The organism is Lentzea miocenica (genome assembly GCF_033949945.1).
Classification (GTDB): domain Bacteria; phylum Actinomycetota; class Actinomycetes; order Mycobacteriales; family Pseudonocardiaceae; genus Lentzea; species Lentzea miocenica.
On the sequence record NZ_JAXAVW010000046.1, the window covers coordinates 1 to 17,391 of the forward strand.

The window sequence follows — 17,391 nt, forward strand, 5'->3', positions numbered from 1 at the left end:
CAGGCGCTCAGGTTGCCTGTCGGTGGGCCAGACGTGATGCGATCGCAGCTCACCCACATCCACGTGATGCTGGTGCGGCAGTACCTCACCTTCCGGATCATCCCGACCGCGATCGGCGCTCACTCTGGGATGTCCGGTTCGTTCACGCAGCTCAGTTTCGACAAGTTCGAGCCAGTCGTGTTCATCGAGAGCGAGAACTCCGGGCTCTTCCTCGAAGACAAGCGGTCGTTGGCCAGCTACGCCGACGTGTTGAAGCGGTTGGATCAGGACGCCTTGGATGCGGAACAATCGAGGAGGCTGATCACCACCATGCTTGCCTGAGGAGGCGTGCCGTATGTCCGTATGGCGTAAGAGCAGCTACAGCCCTTCTGCGAGTGACTGCGTCGAGGTCGGTCACGGCATCGGCATCCGCGACAGCAAGTCCCCCGTCACCCACCTCGCCGTAAATCGTGAGGCGTGGGCGGCGTTCCTTGGCATTGTGAAGGCGTGCGCCCCGACTACCCGCTGAAAACCGACCGCCTCCTCCTCCGCCCCTTCGAACCGGGCGACTTCGACGACCTGCACGCCTACCGCTCGAACCCCGAGGTCTGCCGCTACCTCTACGGCGAGGCCGCCACGCCGGAGGAGTCCGCCGAGCGCCTCGAGCGGAGCCTGGCCATGGACGAGTTGACCGAAGAAGGTCAGTGGCTCGTGCTGGCGGTCGTGCTGGACGACGAGGTCATCGGCGACGTCGTCCTCAAGTGGGTCAGCGAACAACACCGCCAGGGCGAGGTCGGCTACACGCTCAACCCCGCCCACCAAGGCAAGGGCTATGCGCGTGAGGCCGCCGAGGCCATGCTCAAGGTCGGGTTCGAGGAGCTGGAACTGCACCGGATCACGGCCATCTGCGACCCGCGCAACGAGCCGTCGTGGCGGTTGATGGAACGGCTCGGCATGCGCAGGGAGGCGCACTTCAGGGAGTCCGAGATGTTCAAGGGCGCCTGGGGCGATACCTACGTCTACGCGCTGCTCGCCGAGGAGTACGAACGTGCTCAAGCCTGACTTCCCGATCAAGACTGCCCGGCTCGCCCTGGCCCCTGGCAAAGTCGCTTCTGCTGGTTGGCGTGTGCAAGTACCACCAACTCATGATCGAACCGCCGCTACCTGCACCCAACTCGGCCTTTGCCGGCGCTCAGGCTCGGGTTCAAGGGCGAGTGGGCCGACGGTTTCGTCTACGCCATGCTTGCCGAGGAGTATCGGCAGCTGAAGTAGGGGTGATCATGTCGCGGGTTGCGGCCATCGACTGCGGGACCAACTCGATCCGACTGCTCGTGGCGGACGTGACCAAGCGCGACGACGGCACCGCGTGGCTGCGGGACGTGCACCGCGAGATGAAGATCGTCCGGCTCGGGCAGGGCGTGGACGCGACCGGGCGGTTGCACCCCGACGCGATCCAACGGACCAAAGAAGCACTCCTCGACTACGCGCGCACGATGCAACGCAAGGGCGTCGAGACCGCGCGCATGGTTGCCACGAGTGCGACGCGCGACGCGAGCAACCGGGACGAGTTCTTCGGGATGACCGAGGAGATCCTCGGCGCGCCCGCGGAGGTGATCACCGGGGACGAGGAGGCAAGGCTGTCCTACCTCGGCGCGGTGGCCGATCTTGCCCCGGACGAGGGACCCTTCCTCGTCACCGATCTGGGTGGAGGTTCGACCGAGTTCGTCCTCGGCGGCGGCACGGAGGTCGAGGCCGCGAGGTCGATGGACATCGGGTGCGTGCGCCTGACGGAGCGGTTCATCCACTCCGATCCGCCCTCGAAGGCGGAAATCGCGGAAGCGGAAGCGTTTGCGCGCGCGGCGATCAAAGAAGCGTTCGAAGTGGTGCCCGTGGAGAAGGCGAAGACCTGGATTGGCGTCGCCGGCACTGTTACGACGTTGTCAGCCCTGGTCCAAGGCCTGGAGGTGTACAACAGCGACGATATTCACCTCAGCAGGATCACACTTGACAATGTTCACGAAATCACCGACCGTATCCTCTCCATGACGCATGATGAGCGTGCCTCGCTCGGGCCCATGCACCCCGGTCGAGTGGATGTGATCTGCGGTGGAGCAGTGGTTCTGCGTGCGATTGCCGAGGAGCTCTCGAATCGCGCGGGTATTCGCACGCTCGTGTGCAGTGAGCACGACATCCTCGACGGCATCGCGTTTTCGCTGGTCTGAAGCCGAATTAAGGTCGGCTTGAGGTGATCGTGACAATTTTGTGACCGATTTCAGAGCGCGTACTGCTGGACGCCCCGGTTAACGTCCTCTCACGTTTTGGGAGGTGGACGAGACCTCCCGGGGAGGCGCGCGCACGCAATATCTGCGGAGCGGCGCCGGGGAAAGGCGGGAGAGACTGATGTCGCGATCACGGGTTGCGTGGGTGGCTTTGCCAGCCGCGCTCGCCATGACGCTCAGCGCATGCGGCGGCGGTGGCGGTAGCACCAACGCCACCGATGGCAAGGACAACCCGGACGGCACGGTGTCCATCTACGGCACCGAGCCCAAGAGCACCTTGTTCCCGGCCAACACGACCGAGGCAGGCGGTGGCAAGGTCACCGACTCGCTGTTCTCGCGGCTGGTCGGTTACAAGACCGAGGACGGCGCGCCCTACAACTTGATGGCCGACTCGATCAAGTCGGATGACGCCAAGGTCTACAACATCAAGATCAAGCAGGGCTGGAAGTTCCACGACGGCACCGAGGTCAAGGCGAAGAACTTCGTCGACGCCTGGAACTGGGCCGCGTACGCGCCGAACGCTCAGCAGGCGGCATCGTTCTTCGCCCCGATCGCGGGCTTCGAGGACGTGCACCCGGCCGACGAGAACGCCAAGCCGGCCAAGGACAAGATGTCCGGTCTCGAGCTGGTGGGCGACTACGAGTTCAAGGTCACCCTCAACGGCCCGACCTCGGTCTTCACCACGATGATCGGCTACACGCCGTTCTCGCCGATGGCCGACTCGTTCTTCGCCGACCCGAAGGCCGCCGAGGCCAAGCCGATCGGCAACGGCCCGCTCAAGTTCGTCTCCCGCACGCCGAACGCGCTGATCAAGATGGAGCGCTTCGACGACTACAAGGGCGAGGACAAGGTCCACTTCAAGACCTTGGACTACAAGATCTACTCCTCCCAGGAGACCGCGTACCAGGACCTGGTCGCGGGCAAGCTGGACTTCATGGAGGCCCTGCCGCCGTCGGCCAAGGTCGGCGAGAAGTACAAGGCGGACCTCGGTGAGCAGGTCGTGACCGCGAACCTGCTGGGCCAGAGCGCGATCGCGTTCCCGCAGTACATCCCGGCGTTCCAGAACGTCAAGCTGCGCCAGGCCGTCTCGATGTCCATCAACCGGGAGCAGATCACGAAGACCGTGCTGGCCGGCTCGTACGTGCCGTCCACCAGCTTCGTCTCGCCCGGCATCAAGGGTTACCGCCCGGACACCTGCGGCGAGTTCTGCAAGTTCAACCCGGAGAAGGCCAAGCAGCTCTTCGCCGAGTCGGGCTTCACCGGCAAGCTGACCATCCAGTCCAACCAGGACGGTGGCCGCAAGGAGCCGCTTGAGGCGGCGTGCAACAGCATCAAGCAGACGCTCGGTGTTGACTGCGAGTTCGTCGGTGCCACCAACTTCGGTGCGTTCCGCCAGATCGTCGACGGCAAGCAGCTGACCGGCATGAGCCGTTCGGACTGGTCGGCCGACTACCCGTCGATCGAGAACTTCCTCAACCCGCTGTACCGCACGGGTGGTTCGTCGAACGACTCGAACTACTCGAACCCCGAGGTCGACGCCCTGCTCAAGAAGGCCGACCAGACGGCCAACGAGGACGAGGCGATCAAGATCTACCAGCAGGCAGAGGACCTCATCGCCAAGGACCTGCCCTCCATGCCGACCTGGAACGAGAAGGGCATCGGCGGTCGTTCCAAGAACCTGCTCGACGCCAAGATGTCGTTCAAGCGTCAGGGCGCCCTGGAGTCGTTCCGCGTCAAGGCCTGATTGCCGAACACCTGAGTTCTGATTGACCATTCCGGCCCTGCGTCCGTCGAGCGTTCACGGGCGTGGGGCCGGAGCGGTGTTCAGGATCAGGAGCGCCCCCCACCACGCAAGGAGCCGACCTAATGGGTCGCTATGTGCTGCGCCGTCTGCTGCAGCTGATACCGGTCTTCCTCGGGACCACCTTCCTGATCTACGCCCTGGTCTGGGCGATTCCGCAGGACCCGTTCGCGGGCAAGTGCGGCCAGCGGCCGTGCGATCCGGCCTACATCGCGGAGATGAGCCAAAAGCTCAACCTCAACGACCCGTTGCTGCTCCAGTACTTCAAGTACCTCGGCAACCTCATCACCGGTGACTTCGGCACCACCTTCAACGGCGTGTCCGTCGGTGAGCAGATCGCGACCTCGTGGCCGATCACGCTCAAGATGGGCCTCATCGCGCTGATCATCGAGGCGATCATCGGCATCACCGCCGGTGTCCTCACCGGTCTGCGCAAGCAGGGTTTCCTGGACAACCTGGTCCTGGTCTCGACCCTGTTCCTGATCTCGCTGCCGGTGTTCGTCACCGGTTTCGTGCTGCGGCTCTACCTCGGCCCGCAGGGCTTCGACCTCATGGACACCTCGGTCAGTTCCGATCCGACGTTCGGCGAACTGATCCTGCCCGGCTTCGTGCTCGGCAGTCTCTCGATGGCCTACGTGGCCAGGCTGACCCGTTCGAGCATCGTGGAGAACCGCCGCGCCGACTACGTGCGCACGGCGATCGCGAAGGGCCAGCCGCAGACCCGAGTCGTCGGCATCCACCTGCTGCGCAACTCGCTGATCCCGGTGATCACGTTCCTCGGCACCGACCTCGGCAGCCTCATGGGCGGCGCGATCGTCACCGAGGGCGTCTTCAACATCAACGGCATCGGCGGCCTGATCTTCCGCGGCATCCAGGAGAAGGAAGGCATCATGGTCACGGGCATCGTGACCCTGCTGGTGCTGGTGTACCTGCTGATGAGCCTGATCGTCGACCTCCTGTACGCCGTTCTCGACCCGAGGATTCGCTATGAGTGACCCAGGATCCGTGTCCGGTGGAGCCGGACTCGAGGCGTCCGCGGCGGCCGGTGTCGACCAGGCCAGCCACCTCGACGACTCGTCGCAGAAGCAGCGCAAGCCCCGCTCGCTCTGGAGCGACGCGTGGGGCGAGCTCCGCACCAAGCCCACGTTCATCATCTCGCTGGTGATCATCGCGGTCATCGTGCTGATGGCGATCTGGCCGACGCTGTTCACGTCGGTCGACCCGCGTCACGCGGATCTCGACAAGTCGTTGCAGCCGCCTTCCGGCAGCGCGTGGTTCGGCTATGACCTGCAGGGTTACGACGTCTACGCCCGTGCGATGCACGGCGCTCGTGCGTCGCTGCTCGTCGGTATCTTCGCGACGCTGCTGACCGTGCTGATCGGGTCGACCGTCGGCATCATCGCCGGCTACGCGAAGACGTGGATCGACAGCGTGTTGTCGCGGTTCAGCGACATCTTCGCCGGCATCCCGTTCGTGCTCGGTGCGATCGTCATCCTGACGACGCTCAACGCGCCGACGGAGAACCCCGGCGTCTTCCGGATCATCACCCAGGTGGTGCTCTCGATCGCCGTGCTGTCGTGGCCGGTGGCCATGCGCATCATGCGTTCGGCGACCTTGGTCGCGAAGCAGCAGGACTACGTCAAGGCCGCCCGCGGGCTTGGTGCGTCGCCGCTGCGGATCGTGTTCCGGCACTTGCTGCCGAACACCGTGGCGCCCGTGCTGGTGTACGCGACGATCGCCCTGGGTGCCTTCATCGGCGCCGAGGCGACGCTGGCGTTCCTCGGCATCGGCCTGCGTCCGCCGGTCGTGTCGTGGGGCGTGATGATCTCGGAGTCACGCGACTACTTCCAGTCGGCTCCGCACATGCTGCTGTTCCCCGCGGGCTTCGTCACGATCACCGTGCTGGCCTTCGTCATGCTGGGCGACGCCGTGCGCGACGCCCTCGACCCCAAGTCCCGTTAGGGGAATCCTGTGACTCAGCCATTGCTGGAGGTCGAGGATCTCCACGTGGAATTCCGCACCCGCGACGGTGTCGCGAAGGTGCTCAACGGCGTTTCGTACCACGTCTCGGCGGGCGAAACCCTTGCTGTGCTGGGTGAATCCGGTTCCGGCAAGTCCGTGACCGCTCAGACGATCATGGGCATCCTGGACACGCCACCGGGGTTCATCACCAACGGGTCGATCAAGTTCCGCGGTGAGGACCTGCTGAAGCAGACGGCGGAAGAGCGGCGTCAGGTGCGTGGCGAGGGCATCGCCATGATCTTCCAGGACGCTCTTTCGGCGCTCAACCCCGTGTTCACCATCGGGTTCCAGATCGAGGAGCAGCTCAAGGTCCGGCGCGGGATGTCCAAAGCGGACGCCCGCAAGCGCGCGATCGAGCTGCTGGACCAGGTGAAGATCCCGAACGCCAAGGGTCGCGTCTCGGACTACCCGCACCAGTTCTCCGGCGGTATGCGGCAGCGCGCGATGATCGCGATGTCGCTGGCGCTCGACCCGGAGCTGCTGATCGCGGACGAGCCCACGACCGCTCTGGACGTCACCGTGCAGGCCCAGATCATGGACCTGCTGGCGGAGATCCAGAAGGAACGCGACATGGGCATGATCCTGATCACCCACGACCTCGGCGTGGTCGCCGACGTCGCGGACCGGATCTCGGTCATGTACGCGGGCCGCATCGTCGAGCACGCCGACGTCTACGAGCTGTTCCGTGCGCCGGGGCACCCGTACACGGAGTCGTTGCTGGAGTCCCTGCCCCGCGTGGACCTGCGCGGCCAGGAGCTCAAGACGATCAAGGGCCTGCCGCCGTCGCTGACCAACATCCCGCCCGGCTGCCCGTTCAACCCGCGCTGCCCGCGCGTGTTCGACAGGTGCTCCACCGAGGTACCCGCTGTGCACAACCTCGGCATGGGCCGCACCAGCCGGTGCCACATCGCGGAGGAGGTCGTCGCTCGTGGCTGAGCCGATCCTCGAGGTGGAGAACCTCGTCAAGCACTTCCCGGTCCGCGTCGGCGTGCTGTTCAAGCGCACCGTGGGCCACGTCAAGGCCGTCGACGGGGTCTCGTTCTCCCTCAACAAGGGCGAAACCCTTGGTGTGGTGGGCGAGTCCGGTTGCGGCAAGTCCACGCTGGCCCAGGTGCTGATGCGCCTGGAGCCGCCGACGGCGGGCCTCGCACGCTTCGAGGGCCGCGACATGTTCGCGATGAAGGGCGCGGAGCTGCGCAAGCTGCGCCGCGACATCCAGATCGTGCTGCAGGACCCGTACACGTCGCTGAACCCGCGCATGACGGTCGGCGACATCGTCGGTGAGCCCTACGAGATCCACACCGAGGTCGCGCCCAAGGGCGACCGGCGGCGCAAGGTTCAGGAGCTGCTGGAGACCGTCGGCCTCAACCCGGAGCACATCAACCGGTACCCGCACCAGTTCTCCGGCGGTCAGCGCCAGCGCATCGGCATCGCCCGCGCTCTGGCGTTGAAGCCCAAGGTGATCGTGTGCGACGAGCCGGTGTCCGCTCTGGACGTCTCGATCCAGGCGCAGGTGATGAACCTGCTGGGCGACCTGCAGTCCGAGCTCGGCCTCTCGTACGTCTTCATCGCCCACGACCTGTCGGTGGTGCGCCACCTGTCGGACCGCGTCGCGGTGATGTACCTCGGCAAGATCGTGGAGATCGGCACCGAGGACGAGATCTACGAGCGCCCGATGCACCCGTACACGCAGGCACTCCTGTCCGCCGTGCCGGTGCCGGACCCGACCCAGCGCGGCCGGCGTGACGTCATCCGTCTGACGGGCGACGTGCCTTCGCCGATCGACCCGCCGTCGGGCTGCCGGTTCCGCACGCGGTGCTGGAAGGCGCAGGACATCTGCGCGACCGAGGTTCCCGAGCTCGTGGTGCGCAACGACGGTCACCCCGCCGCGTGCCACTTCGCCGAGGAGCGCGCGGTCGTCTGAAGTTCATCTGGAGGAGGGGTCGCGCTGTGAGCGCGGCCCCTCCTTCGTTTTGCTGGTGGTTCTAGCGTTCACGGTGTGCGGCAGCACCCGCGTGGTGGATTGCCGTCACGCCTTCGGGGTAGTTGGTTATTATCCAAGTAGCCATCTACCTGGCGAGCTGCTGCTCTTCCGGCGGTATGCCCCGTCGGTGGCCGATCACTAATTTTCATCGCGTTCGGTTTCCCGATGCCTGGGGAGTAAACAGCGATGAAGAAAACGTTCCTGGTCGCGCTCGGAATCATCGGCGCATTGGTCGCCACGGCCGTGCCCGCCAGCGCGACCGACAGCGGGCTTTCCGGAAATCTGCGGAAAGGCGAGTGGGTTCACTACGGCACTCAGCGCACGGTGACCGTCGGCGGCACCAACATCTACGTGCGCAAGACCGATGGCCCCGAGATCGACGTCAAGTGGCGCCGCTGCGCAGGCGGGGCAGAGGGCTCGGCGGTGCGACTGCAGAACGCCGACCCGACGCCGTACGTCCGGATCGGCTCCGGTTTCCGGGCGAGCACCGTTTTCTGCCTTTCCGCGAAGTCTTACGGCAGCAACGCCACGGACACGTGGAACGGCAACGTCCGGTGGAACGTGAGCTGACAAATGCGGTTCGTTTTCCTGCTGTTGTTGTTCGTCGCGGGTTGTGGTGCGAACGCCGCTGAGCCGTTGGGATATCCAGACGAGGTTCGCTCACTTCATTCGACGATGAAGTGGCCGGCCGATGTTCGTCCTGATCTGGACGCGCTGATCAAGGCGACCGCTCCGGCCGAGGGTGAGCAGGGCTTCGCGCACCAGGCGTTGGCGGTCGTGAACACCTGTGCCTGGTATCGCTCGTGGGACGTGGCGGTGCTACGGGACGACAAGGCGCAGGCGGCCACGGCACTCGACGCCATCGAGCACCTCGTGACCCGGTATCCGCCGGAGGACGACACGGCAGGGCGCCAGTTCGTGCGGGACGCGGCCGCGAAAGCCTCGTCCGGCGACCCGGCGCTGGTCCGCGACTACGTGGACGCGAACTGCTTCGACACCAAGTGGGCCTAGCTCGACGAGCCCGCGCTTCCGGGCGCGGGTTCGCTCAATCCCTGCGCGGACTGTCCCTGGCGAGATCGGTGATCGACACGCCGGGGGCCACCTCGCGTTCGCCGGTCTCCACGAACCCGCGCCCGCGGTACAGCCGGAGCGCGGGTTCGTTCCTGCTGCCCGTGCTGACGGTCTGCGGCCCGTCCGGCAACGCGTCGAGCAGCTTCGTCGCGATGCCTCTCCGGTGCGCCCGCGGGTGCACGACGAGGCGGCAGATGTCCACAGTGGACCCTTCGAGCTCGTAGGACACCGCGCCGGCGAGCCCTTCCTCGTCGTAGAGCCCGAGGAACGTCTCGCTGGACGCCTTGAGCTCCTCTGGCGTCTCGTGCAACGCGGGAATGCCGTCGAAGCCGATGATCTCGGCCTCGACGGCATAAGCCAGCCGCTGCACCGTCCACAACTCGTGCAGGACGGCGTCGTCGGACAGGTCCAGGATCACGTGTTGGACGAGTTCCGCACGAAGTTCGCCAGGTCCTCGGACTGCTGGATCCTGCTGGGCTCGTGCACGTACATCATGTGGCCGGCCGGGTAGTAGGCCGACTCGATGTTCGCCGTCAGCTCCTTCGGGATCTGCAGGTGCGCGAGGAGGTGCTCGGCCGCGAAGTACGGCGTGGCGCCGTCGAACCAGCCGAACGCGACGTGGACCTTGAGGTGCGGGTTCGCCCGCATCGCCGCCGAGAGCTTGCCCGCGGTGGTGACGTGCCGGCCCTCGAACTCCTTGTAGGACCACTGTTCGATGGCCCGCGAGAGGACCTCGTACGGCAGGTCGTTGGAGTACCCGAGCTCGGCGTGCAGGTAGTGGTTGAGCGAGGACGCGTACGGGCCGAGGATGGCGTCGATGGACGGGTCCGCGGAGATCTCCTCGCGGCCGTAGTCCTTGTCCCAGCCGGTGAACCGGCCGTCGATGCGGCCGACGGTCTTGCGGTCGCGGCGCAGCAGCTCGGTGAAGAACCGGATGTGCTCGATGCGCAGGTCGACCGCGTCCACGTACTCCTCGGACAGGCCGGTCAGCCGCGCCAGCTTCTCGACCGTCGCGGCGCGCTCGACGTCACTGAGCCGGTTGCCGCGGGCCAGCGCGTAGGGGTAGTCGCGGACCGCGAACTCCTCGGCCTCGGCGAGCACCTCCTTGAGCGGACGGTCGCCGTGCAGGCCGTGGTAGTGCGCGATGGCCGTGTACGTGGGCAGGAAGAGCGTGTAGCCGAGGTCGTGGCCCTCGTTGAACTCCAGCGTCGCGAAGTCCAGCACCGAGGAGATCAGCATGAGCCCGTTGAGGTACATGCCGTACTTCTTCTGCAGGTGCTCGGCGAGACCGGCCGCGCGCAGCGTTCCGTACGACTCGCCGCAGATGAACTTCGGCGACATCCACCGGCCGTTGCGCGAGGTCCACAGCCGGATGATCTCCGCGATGGAGTCGATGTCGGGCTGGTAGCCGTGGTAGCTGCCGGGCTTCTCGCCCTTCGCCGCCCTGCTGAAGCCGGTCGACACCGGGTCGATGAACACGAGGTCGCTCTCGGCCAGCAGGCTTTCCTCGTTGTCCGCGATCCCGTACGGCGGCGCGGTGAGGTTGCCGACGTCGCCGCTCAGCACCCGGCGAGGCCCGAGGAGCCCCATGTGCAGCCAGACGCTGGCGGATCCGGGCCCACCGTTGAACGCGAACGTCACCGGCCTCTTGAGAGGGTCGGCGCCGTCGAGCGTGTACGCGGTCAGGAACACCTCGGCCTTGGGCTTGTGGCCCTCGAACACGCCGTCCTTGATCACTTCTTCCTTGAGCACGACACGCCCGGTGACGGCGGTGTAGTTCAGCTCGCGGCCCTTGACGTTGATGCTGTGCTGGGTGGTGACCAGGTCATCAGCGGGAGACTCGGGCTTCTCTTCGGTCTTCTCCTCGGACATAGGAGCAACACTACGGAACTCGACGATCGAATAACGGCCTGCCGAGCGTGCCCGCGCCTGGTCGCCTGGCGGGAGTCGGTGGCCGCCGTGAAACGCGCTGCCTTCCGCGATCAGGAGTACTGGGGCAAGCCGGTTCCGGGCTTCGGGCCGATGGACGCGTCGCTGCTGATCGTGGGCCTCGCGCCCGCCGCACACGGGGCGAATCGGACCGGGCGGATGTTCACCGGCGACCGCTCCGGCGACTTCCTCTACCGCGCGCTGTACGAGGTCGGACTGGCCTCACAACCCGAAGCCTGGGCCCTGGACGACGGCCTGGAGCTGTACGGCGTCCGGATCGCCTCGCCGGTGCGATGCGCGCCGCCCGCGAACAAGCCGACGCCGGAGGAACGGGACCGGTGCTCGCCGTTCCTGCGCGAGGAGCTCGGGCTTCTGACGTCACTGCGGTCCGTGGTGGTGCTCGGGGCGTTCGGGTGGCAGGCGTTCCTGCCGTTGCTCGGGTCCGCGCGGCCCAAGTTCGGGCACGGGGTGGAGGTGTCGCTGGGCGGGTTGCGGGTGTTCGGGTGCTACCACGTTTCGCAGCAGAACACCTTCACCGGGAAGCTCACCCAGGAGATGCTTCAAGGGGTGCTGGCCCGCGCCACAGCGGCCGAACCCACGTCCTGATCCGGGCGCAGATCGAGCTTGCACCCGAACGTGTCATGCAACGCGCATTTGATCGCTTGTTCCGCAAAGTAGCATGTTCCGTGTGTCGCGGAACGGAGCGGAACATGGAACGACCGAGGCTCAGCTGGTTCGTTCCGCCGAGGAGGCGGTTCGAGCGGTGCTGCCGGCGGCGTGGTTGGTCGAGCCTGCGAGGTCGCTTCTGGAGCCTGGTTCACGTCGTGGCTTTCGGCCCGATGGTCAGTTCATGATCGCCGCACCGGACGGTGTTGAGACATGGGTGCTGGTCGAAGGCAAGGGCGTTGTCGTGCCGCGAGACGTCACCAGGGTGGCTCAGCAACTCGCGGAGTACGCGGCTGCTGCAGCGGTTCGTGGTGTTCAAGTTGGGGGGATGATGCTCGCGACCCCATTCGTGTCGCCGACGACGCGCGCACAGTTGGATCAGCACGGGCTCGGTTGGTTCGATTTGACCGGAAATCTGCGCCTCAGGCTCGATCGGCCCGCGGTGTTCCTGGACCGGGTGGGTGCGGATCGAAGCGGGTTCAGGGATCCGGCAGACCGCTTGCTCAAGTCTCTCCGTGGTCCGGCAGCGGCCAAGGTCGTACTCGAGTTGTGTGAGACCTCGTTACCGGTCGGCGTGCGGGATCTCGCCGCACGAGCGCAGGTCGGCGCAGCCACGAGTGTGCGTGTGCTTGAGCTTCTTGATCGAGAGGCAACGATCGTCAGGAGTCAAGACGGAACGGTGGTCGCTGTGCGCAAACGGTCACTGATCGATCGTTGGACGCAGGACTACAAGGTCATGGCATCGAACGAGATTGTCGCGGCCTTGGACCCACGTGGGCTCAGTCATGCGATGAAGGCACTGTCGACTGTGGAGGCACGGGTTGTGGTGACGGGCTCTGCAGCTGCCCGTGCATACCTGCCGGACGACATGACTCCTGTGTCGCCACTCGTCTCACTGAGCTTGTACACCGAAGATCCACTCGAGTTGATGGATCGACTGGGTTTGAAGACGGTCGAACGAGGAACAAACGTGCTTGTCCTGCGACCGTACGACGAAGTTGTCCACGTGAAGTCGCGGCACATCAACGGAATCGACTACGCCGCCCCTGCACAGGTGGTGGCGGATCTGTTGACAGGGCCAGGCAGGTCGAGTGAAGAAGCAGAGCAGCTGATAGCAGTGCTCGAATCGAGTGAACCAGGTTGGGATCGATGATTTCGGAGGAGTACGTCCAGGCGCGGGCCGTGTTGCTGGACGCCCTCGAAGGGCTGGGTGCGCACCGAAGTGCGGTCGTTCTTGTTGGTGCACAGGTGTCTATGTGCACGCGGACGATGCTGACTTCGCAACTGCGCCGACGACGACCGATGCGGACCTCGCGTTGATTCCAGATCGGCTCGCGGACGAGCCCTCGGTCGTGGCTGCGATGCGTGCCGCAGGTTTCGTGCCGGGGAAACAGCCTGGGAGCTGGCTCGGCTACGGGGGGATCGTTGTCGATCTGATGGCGCCTGAAGCCTTGTGTGGTCGAGGAGGGCAGCGGTCCGCGCGTCTTCAGCCTCCTCACCAAGACAAGATCACCGCACGCAAGACGTTCGGGCTGGAAGCCGCGGTTGTGGACAACGAAGTCCGAACCATCCGCGCGCTGGACCCAGGTGATCCCAGATCGTTCGAGATCAAGGTGGCGGGTCCTGCGGCACTTCTGGTCTCAAAAGTCATCAAGATCGCGGAACGACGCGATCAACCGCACCGGCTGAAGCCCAAGGATGGGCTCGACGTGCTGCGATTGCTTCGTGCGGATGATTCGGGCCGGTTGGCGTACAGCTTGCACCCGCTTGCCTCGGACCCGCTCTCGGCCGCGGTGACGAAGCAAGCTCTCGACGAGCTCCGAACCCTCGCGACACGGCCGGAAGACCTGCTGCCGAGACTTGCCGCCGATGCCGAGACGGGTTTTGGTGATCCCGATGAGATCAAGATGTCGATGGTGGTCCTGGTGGGTGATCTGCTGAATGAGTTCGGTCTCGTGAACGTGGGCTGAAGCGCGAGCGGCCCGGAGCGGCCGCCCTGCGTATCCGTAGAGGTGAGTGTTCACGGTGGGGTCGTTGGGTGGTGAGCTGATGGGCAAGCGGAGTCCTGCACACGTGCTGTGGACCGAGGGGCCGGCGGCGTTCTCGTTCCTGGTCGACCAGCACGGGTTCACCGGCCCGCACACCATCGAGCCCAGCGGCTACACCGAGCACGGCGGTATTCGGTACGAGCGCGGCAAGCTGAGCATCGAGATCGACGTGTGGAGCGGGTACGGCAGCGACCGGGGCGTCACCACGACGGTGTGGGTCCGCGAGCGGAGCGCCTGCGCCGGGCTGAGGGCCCTCTACGTCGCGTGCGGGCTGGGGCCTGAGCGGGACGTGCCTGAAGGAGGGGGCAGCGGGCACGTCGTGCGCAAGCGCATCGGCGAGCATTCGGCGGCGTTGCGCAAGGTGGTGCCGCACCTCGTCGACGTGGATCCGCAAGCGCCTGTTTGGACGTTCCTGCCCTTTCCCGTCTGACACGTGCAAGATGGCCAAAGGATCATCCGAATCCGGCCACAGCGTGTAAGGCTGACCCGTATGAAGTGGTGGCGGGCGGTGGTGGCGGTGGCGGCACTGCTGATCGTCGTCGTGGCGACCGGCGGTTCGTCGCCGATCACGCTCGTCAACCGCCTGGACGACCGGCCGCCGCCGGACAACGGCGGGGTCGCGCTGGACGTGCCGGCGCCGCAGGAGCTGCCTGACGTGGTGGCCCTGCCGTTGACGGTGTTGGTGCTGTTCCTCGCCGGACTTGTTCTGTTCGGACTGGTCGGGATCATCCTGGCGATCGAGCTGCCGCGCTGGCGCCGTCGTCGTGGCGTGCGCGGGGTGGAGATCGAGGGCTTCGAGATGGCGCCGACCTCGTCGGTGGTCCAGCGCGTCGAGAAGGCGTTGCAGGAGTTCACCGAACATCCGCAACGGCCGCCGCGGGACGCCGTGATCGCCGCCTGGCTCGCGCTGGAGGAGGCCGAGCAGCGCTTGCCGCATCAGACGCCGACCGAGTTCACCGAGAAGCTCGGCGTCGACGCCACCGTCCTCAAGGATCTCTACCAGCGGGCGCGCTTCGGGCACGAGGACGTGACCGCCGCGCAGGCTCGGCAGGCGCAGGAAGAGTTGGGCCGCATCGTCCGGGAGCTCGCATGAGAACCGCGCTGGCACTGGTGATCGGGGTGATCATCGGCGTCGTCATCTGGTGGCTCGGCGCCTCACCGATGTGGGCGACGGCGCTGGCCGTGCCGCCCACCGCGTTCGCCGTGCTGGTGTCCCGGCTACCGCGGGCCACGGACATCGTGTGGAGTTCGGCGCCGCCACCGCCAGGCTCGATCAGTTCCGCGCACGCCAGCACGCTCGCGACCAGGCTGGCGGAGGCGGCGGAGAACCCGAGGCGCTACCAGGAACGGTTCCGCGCCCGGCTCGCACGACTGGGGATCGAGGCATCCGAGATGCCGGACCCGAAAGAACTCGCGGAAAGGCTCAGGAGGGTCGAGTGACCAACAGCATTGCGGGGGAGGCCGAAGCCGTTCTCGCCGAGATCGGCAAGGTCGTGGTCGGGCGCACCCGGACCGTGCGGCTCGCGCTCGCGGCCGTGCTGGCCGGTGGGCACGTGCTGCTGGAGGACGTGCCGGGGCTCGGCAAGACGCTGATCGCGCGGTCGCTCGCGCAGGCGCTCAGCCTCGACTTCCGCCGCCTGCAGTGCACGCCGGACCTGCTGCCCGCGGACGTCACCGGGTCGTTCCTCTACGACCCCGGCAGCCGCGAGTTCGAGTTCCACCAGGGGCCGGTGTTCACCGGGTTGCTGCTGGCCGACGAGATCAACCGGACGCCGCCCAAGACGCAGTCCGCGTTGCTGGAGGCCATGCAGGAGCGGCAGGTCACGGTCGAGGGGCGCACGTTCCCGTTGCCCAGGCCGTTCCACGTGCTCGCCACCTCGAACCCCGTGGAGTACGAGGGCACCTACCCGTTGCCCGAGGCGCAGCTCGACCGGTTCCTGGTGCGCCTCGACATCGGTTATCCGCCCGCGGAGGAAGAAGTCGAGGTCCTGCGCCGGCGGATCGCGCGGCAGCAGGAGGACGCCGAGGTGGCGCCGGTCCTCGCGGCAGGGCGGCTGTTCGAACTCCAGGCCGAGCTCGAGAAGACCGCCGTGGACGACGATCTCCTGCGGTACTGCGTGGATCTGGCCGTCGCGACGCGGCAGCACCAGTCCGTCGAGGTCGGCGCATCGCCACGAGGTGCGCAGGCGCTCGTGCTCGTCGCCCGCGCTGTGGCCACTTTGGACGGACGCGGTTACGTGACGCCCGAGGACGTCAAGGAGTGCGCTGTCGCCGTGCTGGCGCACCGGCTCGTGATGAAGCCGGAGACGTGGACGTCCGGCGTCAGCGGCGTGCAGGTCGTCACCGAGCTGCTCGGCAAGGTTCCGGGCCCGCCGAGCTCATGAGCAGAGCGGACAAGATCAGGGACGCTTTCGCCCAGTCGCACGGCGCCCACTGGCACGCCACAGACGCGTACACGCGCGCCGTGTGGCTCGGTGTCGGGCTCGTCGTCGCGGGCCTGTTCCTGCACCAGGTCGAGATGGTGCTGTTCGGCGTCCCGCTCGTCCTCAGCGTGTTGCTCACGAACAAACCGAAGGGCACGCCGACGGTCAGCGTCCGTCCGGTGCCGCGTGGTGCAGGAGCCGGTGTCGTGCACACCGTCGCGCACGTCGACGGCGCGGACGCGGAGATCGCGGTGGTCAGGCTGCCGGGCGGGTCCAAGGCGGTTCCCGCGCACTCGCCCGATCTGCCCGTGGAGATCCGGCGCGACGCGTGGGGTCCTGGCGTCGACCTGCGGCTGGACCACCTGTTCGCGGGACCGGACGGCATGCACGTCTACGGCCCGATCGTCGGTGCCGAGCACGTCCGCACGATCCTGCCGCCGGTCGAGCACCACCCGTCCGGTCCGCTGCCGCCGCGCCCCGCCGGCCTGGTCGGCATCCACCGTTCACCGCGTGCGGGCGACTCCACCGAACTGCGTGACATCAGGGCGTTCCAGCCGGGTGACCGCCTGAAGCGCATCGACTGGCGCGTCACGACCCGCACCGGCACGGTCCACGTCCGCGAACGGCACGCGGAGGCCGACGCGGAGATCGTGCTGGCCATCGACACGCGGACCGACGTCGGCGCGAACGTGGCGGACTGGTCGTCTCCTCATTACGGCGCCACCACGCGTCCGAACGGCAGCCTGGACCGCGCGGTGCGCAGGGCGGCGTCGATGGCCGCCGGGTATCTGCGCCAAGGCGACCGGGTGGCGTTGATGGACCTGAGCCGGCCGCAGCTCAACGTCCGTTCCGGGGTCGGCCGCCGGCACCTGATGCGCATCCGCACGCAGCTCGTCGTGTGCGTGCAGGCCGCGGGGTGGGCGTCACGCGTGGCGTTGCGGAAACTCCCGCACGGGTCGGTGGTCGTGCTGCTGTCGCCGTTCCTCGACGACGACATCGCCGAACTGGCCGTGCAGACGCGCAAGCACGGTCACGTCGTGCTGGCGATCAACACGCTGCCGTTGCCGTTGAAGCCCGACCCGGAGACGCCGTGGGGTGAGGTGGCCGCGGAGATGATCGCCGCGGAACACCGGCTGCGGCTCAAGCGCATGATCGGGCACGGGGTGGCGGTGACGCCGGAATGCTGATG

At 66.6% G+C, this 17,391-nt stretch carries 21 protein-coding genes; 19 read left to right on the forward strand and 2 right to left on the reverse strand.

The features are described from left to right. The 11 genes from SK803_RS40635 to SK803_RS40685 form a co-directional block, all read left to right on the forward strand. Positions 1-321: DUF5753 domain-containing protein (locus tag SK803_RS40635; protein ID WP_319971537.1), on the forward strand; the 321-nt coding region annotated here is incomplete at its 5' end. A 13-nt stretch (positions 322-334) separates the two neighbouring features. Next, the gene (locus SK803_RS40640) at positions 335-508 is read left to right on the forward strand and encodes a DUF397 domain-containing protein (protein ID WP_319971538.1); all 174 of its coding nucleotides are present in this window, start codon (positions 335-337) and stop codon (positions 506-508) included. Next, a complete protein-coding gene (locus SK803_RS40645; RefSeq protein ID WP_319971539.1) occupies positions 487-1,041 on the forward strand; it encodes a GNAT family N-acetyltransferase in 555 nt (184 codons plus the stop codon). Before SK803_RS40640 ends, SK803_RS40645 begins: the two co-directional genes overlap by 22 nt. A 218-nt stretch (positions 1,042-1,259) precedes the next feature. Then, the gene (locus SK803_RS40650; protein WP_319971540.1) at positions 1,260-2,201 is read left to right on the forward strand and encodes a Ppx/GppA phosphatase family protein; all 942 of its coding nucleotides are present in this window, start codon (positions 1,260-1,262) and stop codon (positions 2,199-2,201) included. A gap of 178 nt (positions 2,202-2,379) precedes the next feature. Next, positions 2,380-4,002 (forward strand): peptide ABC transporter substrate-binding protein, encoded by a 1,623-nt coding sequence (locus tag SK803_RS40655; protein WP_319971541.1) that lies wholly within the window; start codon positions 2,380-2,382, stop codon positions 4,000-4,002. A gap of 122 nt (positions 4,003-4,124) precedes the next feature. Next, entirely contained in the window at positions 4,125-5,054 is a 930-nt protein-coding gene (locus tag SK803_RS40660) for an ABC transporter permease (protein ID WP_319971542.1), read from the forward strand. Next, entirely contained in the window at positions 5,047-6,021 is a 975-nt protein-coding gene (locus tag SK803_RS40665) for an ABC transporter permease (protein ID WP_319971543.1), read from the forward strand. Before SK803_RS40660 ends, SK803_RS40665 begins: the two co-directional genes overlap by 8 nt. 9 nt (positions 6,022-6,030) lie before the next feature. Beyond that, positions 6,031-7,017, forward strand: coding sequence for an ABC transporter ATP-binding protein (locus tag SK803_RS40670; RefSeq protein WP_319971544.1), 987 nt, complete (start codon positions 6,031-6,033; stop codon positions 7,015-7,017). After that, on the forward strand, positions 7,010-8,005 hold the full coding sequence (locus tag SK803_RS40675; protein ID WP_319971545.1) for an ABC transporter ATP-binding protein: 996 nt from the start codon (positions 7,010-7,012) through the stop codon (positions 8,003-8,005). The genes SK803_RS40670 and SK803_RS40675 overlap by 8 nt, the downstream gene beginning before the upstream one ends. Positions 8,006-8,251: 246 nt before the next feature. Continuing rightward, entirely contained in the window at positions 8,252-8,635 is a 384-nt protein-coding gene (locus SK803_RS40680; protein WP_319971546.1) for a hypothetical protein, read from the forward strand. A 3-nt stretch (positions 8,636-8,638) separates the two neighbouring features. Next, positions 8,639-9,076 carry a hypothetical protein gene (locus SK803_RS40685; protein WP_319971547.1) on the forward strand — a complete coding sequence of 146 codons (438 nt, stop codon included), beginning with the start codon at positions 8,639-8,641 and terminating at the stop codon, positions 9,074-9,076. A gap of 34 nt (positions 9,077-9,110) precedes the next feature. Here SK803_RS40685 and SK803_RS40690 read toward each other — a convergent pair whose 3' ends face one another. Both SK803_RS40690 and SK803_RS40695 read right to left on the reverse strand, forming a co-directional pair. Then, complete coding sequence (locus SK803_RS40690; protein ID WP_319971548.1) at positions 9,111-9,554, reverse strand: GNAT family N-acetyltransferase; 444 nt, start codon at positions 9,552-9,554, stop codon at positions 9,111-9,113. Then, on the reverse strand, positions 9,551-11,008 hold the full coding sequence (locus SK803_RS40695; protein ID WP_319971549.1) for a S10 family peptidase: 1,458 nt from the start codon (positions 11,006-11,008) through the stop codon (positions 9,551-9,553). The genes SK803_RS40690 and SK803_RS40695 overlap by 4 nt, the downstream gene beginning before the upstream one ends. A gap of 30 nt (positions 11,009-11,038) precedes the next feature. Between SK803_RS40695 and SK803_RS40700 the strand changes: the two genes are divergently transcribed. The 8 genes from SK803_RS40700 (at position 11,039) to SK803_RS40735 (ending at position 17,389) form a co-directional block, all read left to right on the forward strand. Continuing rightward, positions 11,039-11,671 (forward strand): uracil-DNA glycosylase, encoded by a 633-nt coding sequence (locus tag SK803_RS40700; protein WP_406601658.1) that lies wholly within the window; start codon positions 11,039-11,041, stop codon positions 11,669-11,671. Positions 11,672-11,915: 244 nt separating this feature from the next. Then, positions 11,916-12,884 (forward strand): type IV toxin-antitoxin system AbiEi family antitoxin, encoded by a 969-nt coding sequence (locus SK803_RS40705; RefSeq protein ID WP_319971550.1) that lies wholly within the window; start codon positions 11,916-11,918, stop codon positions 12,882-12,884. A 103-nt stretch (positions 12,885-12,987) separates the two neighbouring features. Next, complete coding sequence (locus SK803_RS40710; RefSeq protein ID WP_319971551.1) at positions 12,988-13,701, forward strand: hypothetical protein; 714 nt, start codon at positions 12,988-12,990, stop codon at positions 13,699-13,701. A 55-nt stretch (positions 13,702-13,756) separates the two neighbouring features. Then, positions 13,757-14,209, forward strand: coding sequence for a hypothetical protein (locus SK803_RS40715; protein WP_319971552.1), 453 nt, complete (start codon positions 13,757-13,759; stop codon positions 14,207-14,209). A 60-nt stretch (positions 14,210-14,269) separates the two neighbouring features. Next, the gene (locus SK803_RS40720) at positions 14,270-14,872 is read left to right on the forward strand and encodes a DUF4129 domain-containing protein (protein ID WP_319971553.1); all 603 of its coding nucleotides are present in this window, start codon (positions 14,270-14,272) and stop codon (positions 14,870-14,872) included. Continuing rightward, a complete protein-coding gene (locus tag SK803_RS40725; RefSeq protein ID WP_319971554.1) occupies positions 14,869-15,219 on the forward strand; it encodes a hypothetical protein in 351 nt (116 codons plus the stop codon). Before SK803_RS40720 ends, SK803_RS40725 begins: the two co-directional genes overlap by 4 nt. Further along, positions 15,216-16,163, forward strand: coding sequence for an AAA family ATPase (locus SK803_RS40730; protein ID WP_319971555.1), 948 nt, complete (start codon positions 15,216-15,218; stop codon positions 16,161-16,163). Before SK803_RS40725 ends, SK803_RS40730 begins: the two co-directional genes overlap by 4 nt. Then, complete coding sequence (locus tag SK803_RS40735) at positions 16,160-17,389, forward strand: DUF58 domain-containing protein (protein WP_319971556.1); 1,230 nt, start codon at positions 16,160-16,162, stop codon at positions 17,387-17,389. The genes SK803_RS40730 and SK803_RS40735 overlap by 4 nt, the downstream gene beginning before the upstream one ends. The last annotated feature ends 2 nt before the right edge of the window (positions 17,390-17,391 follow it).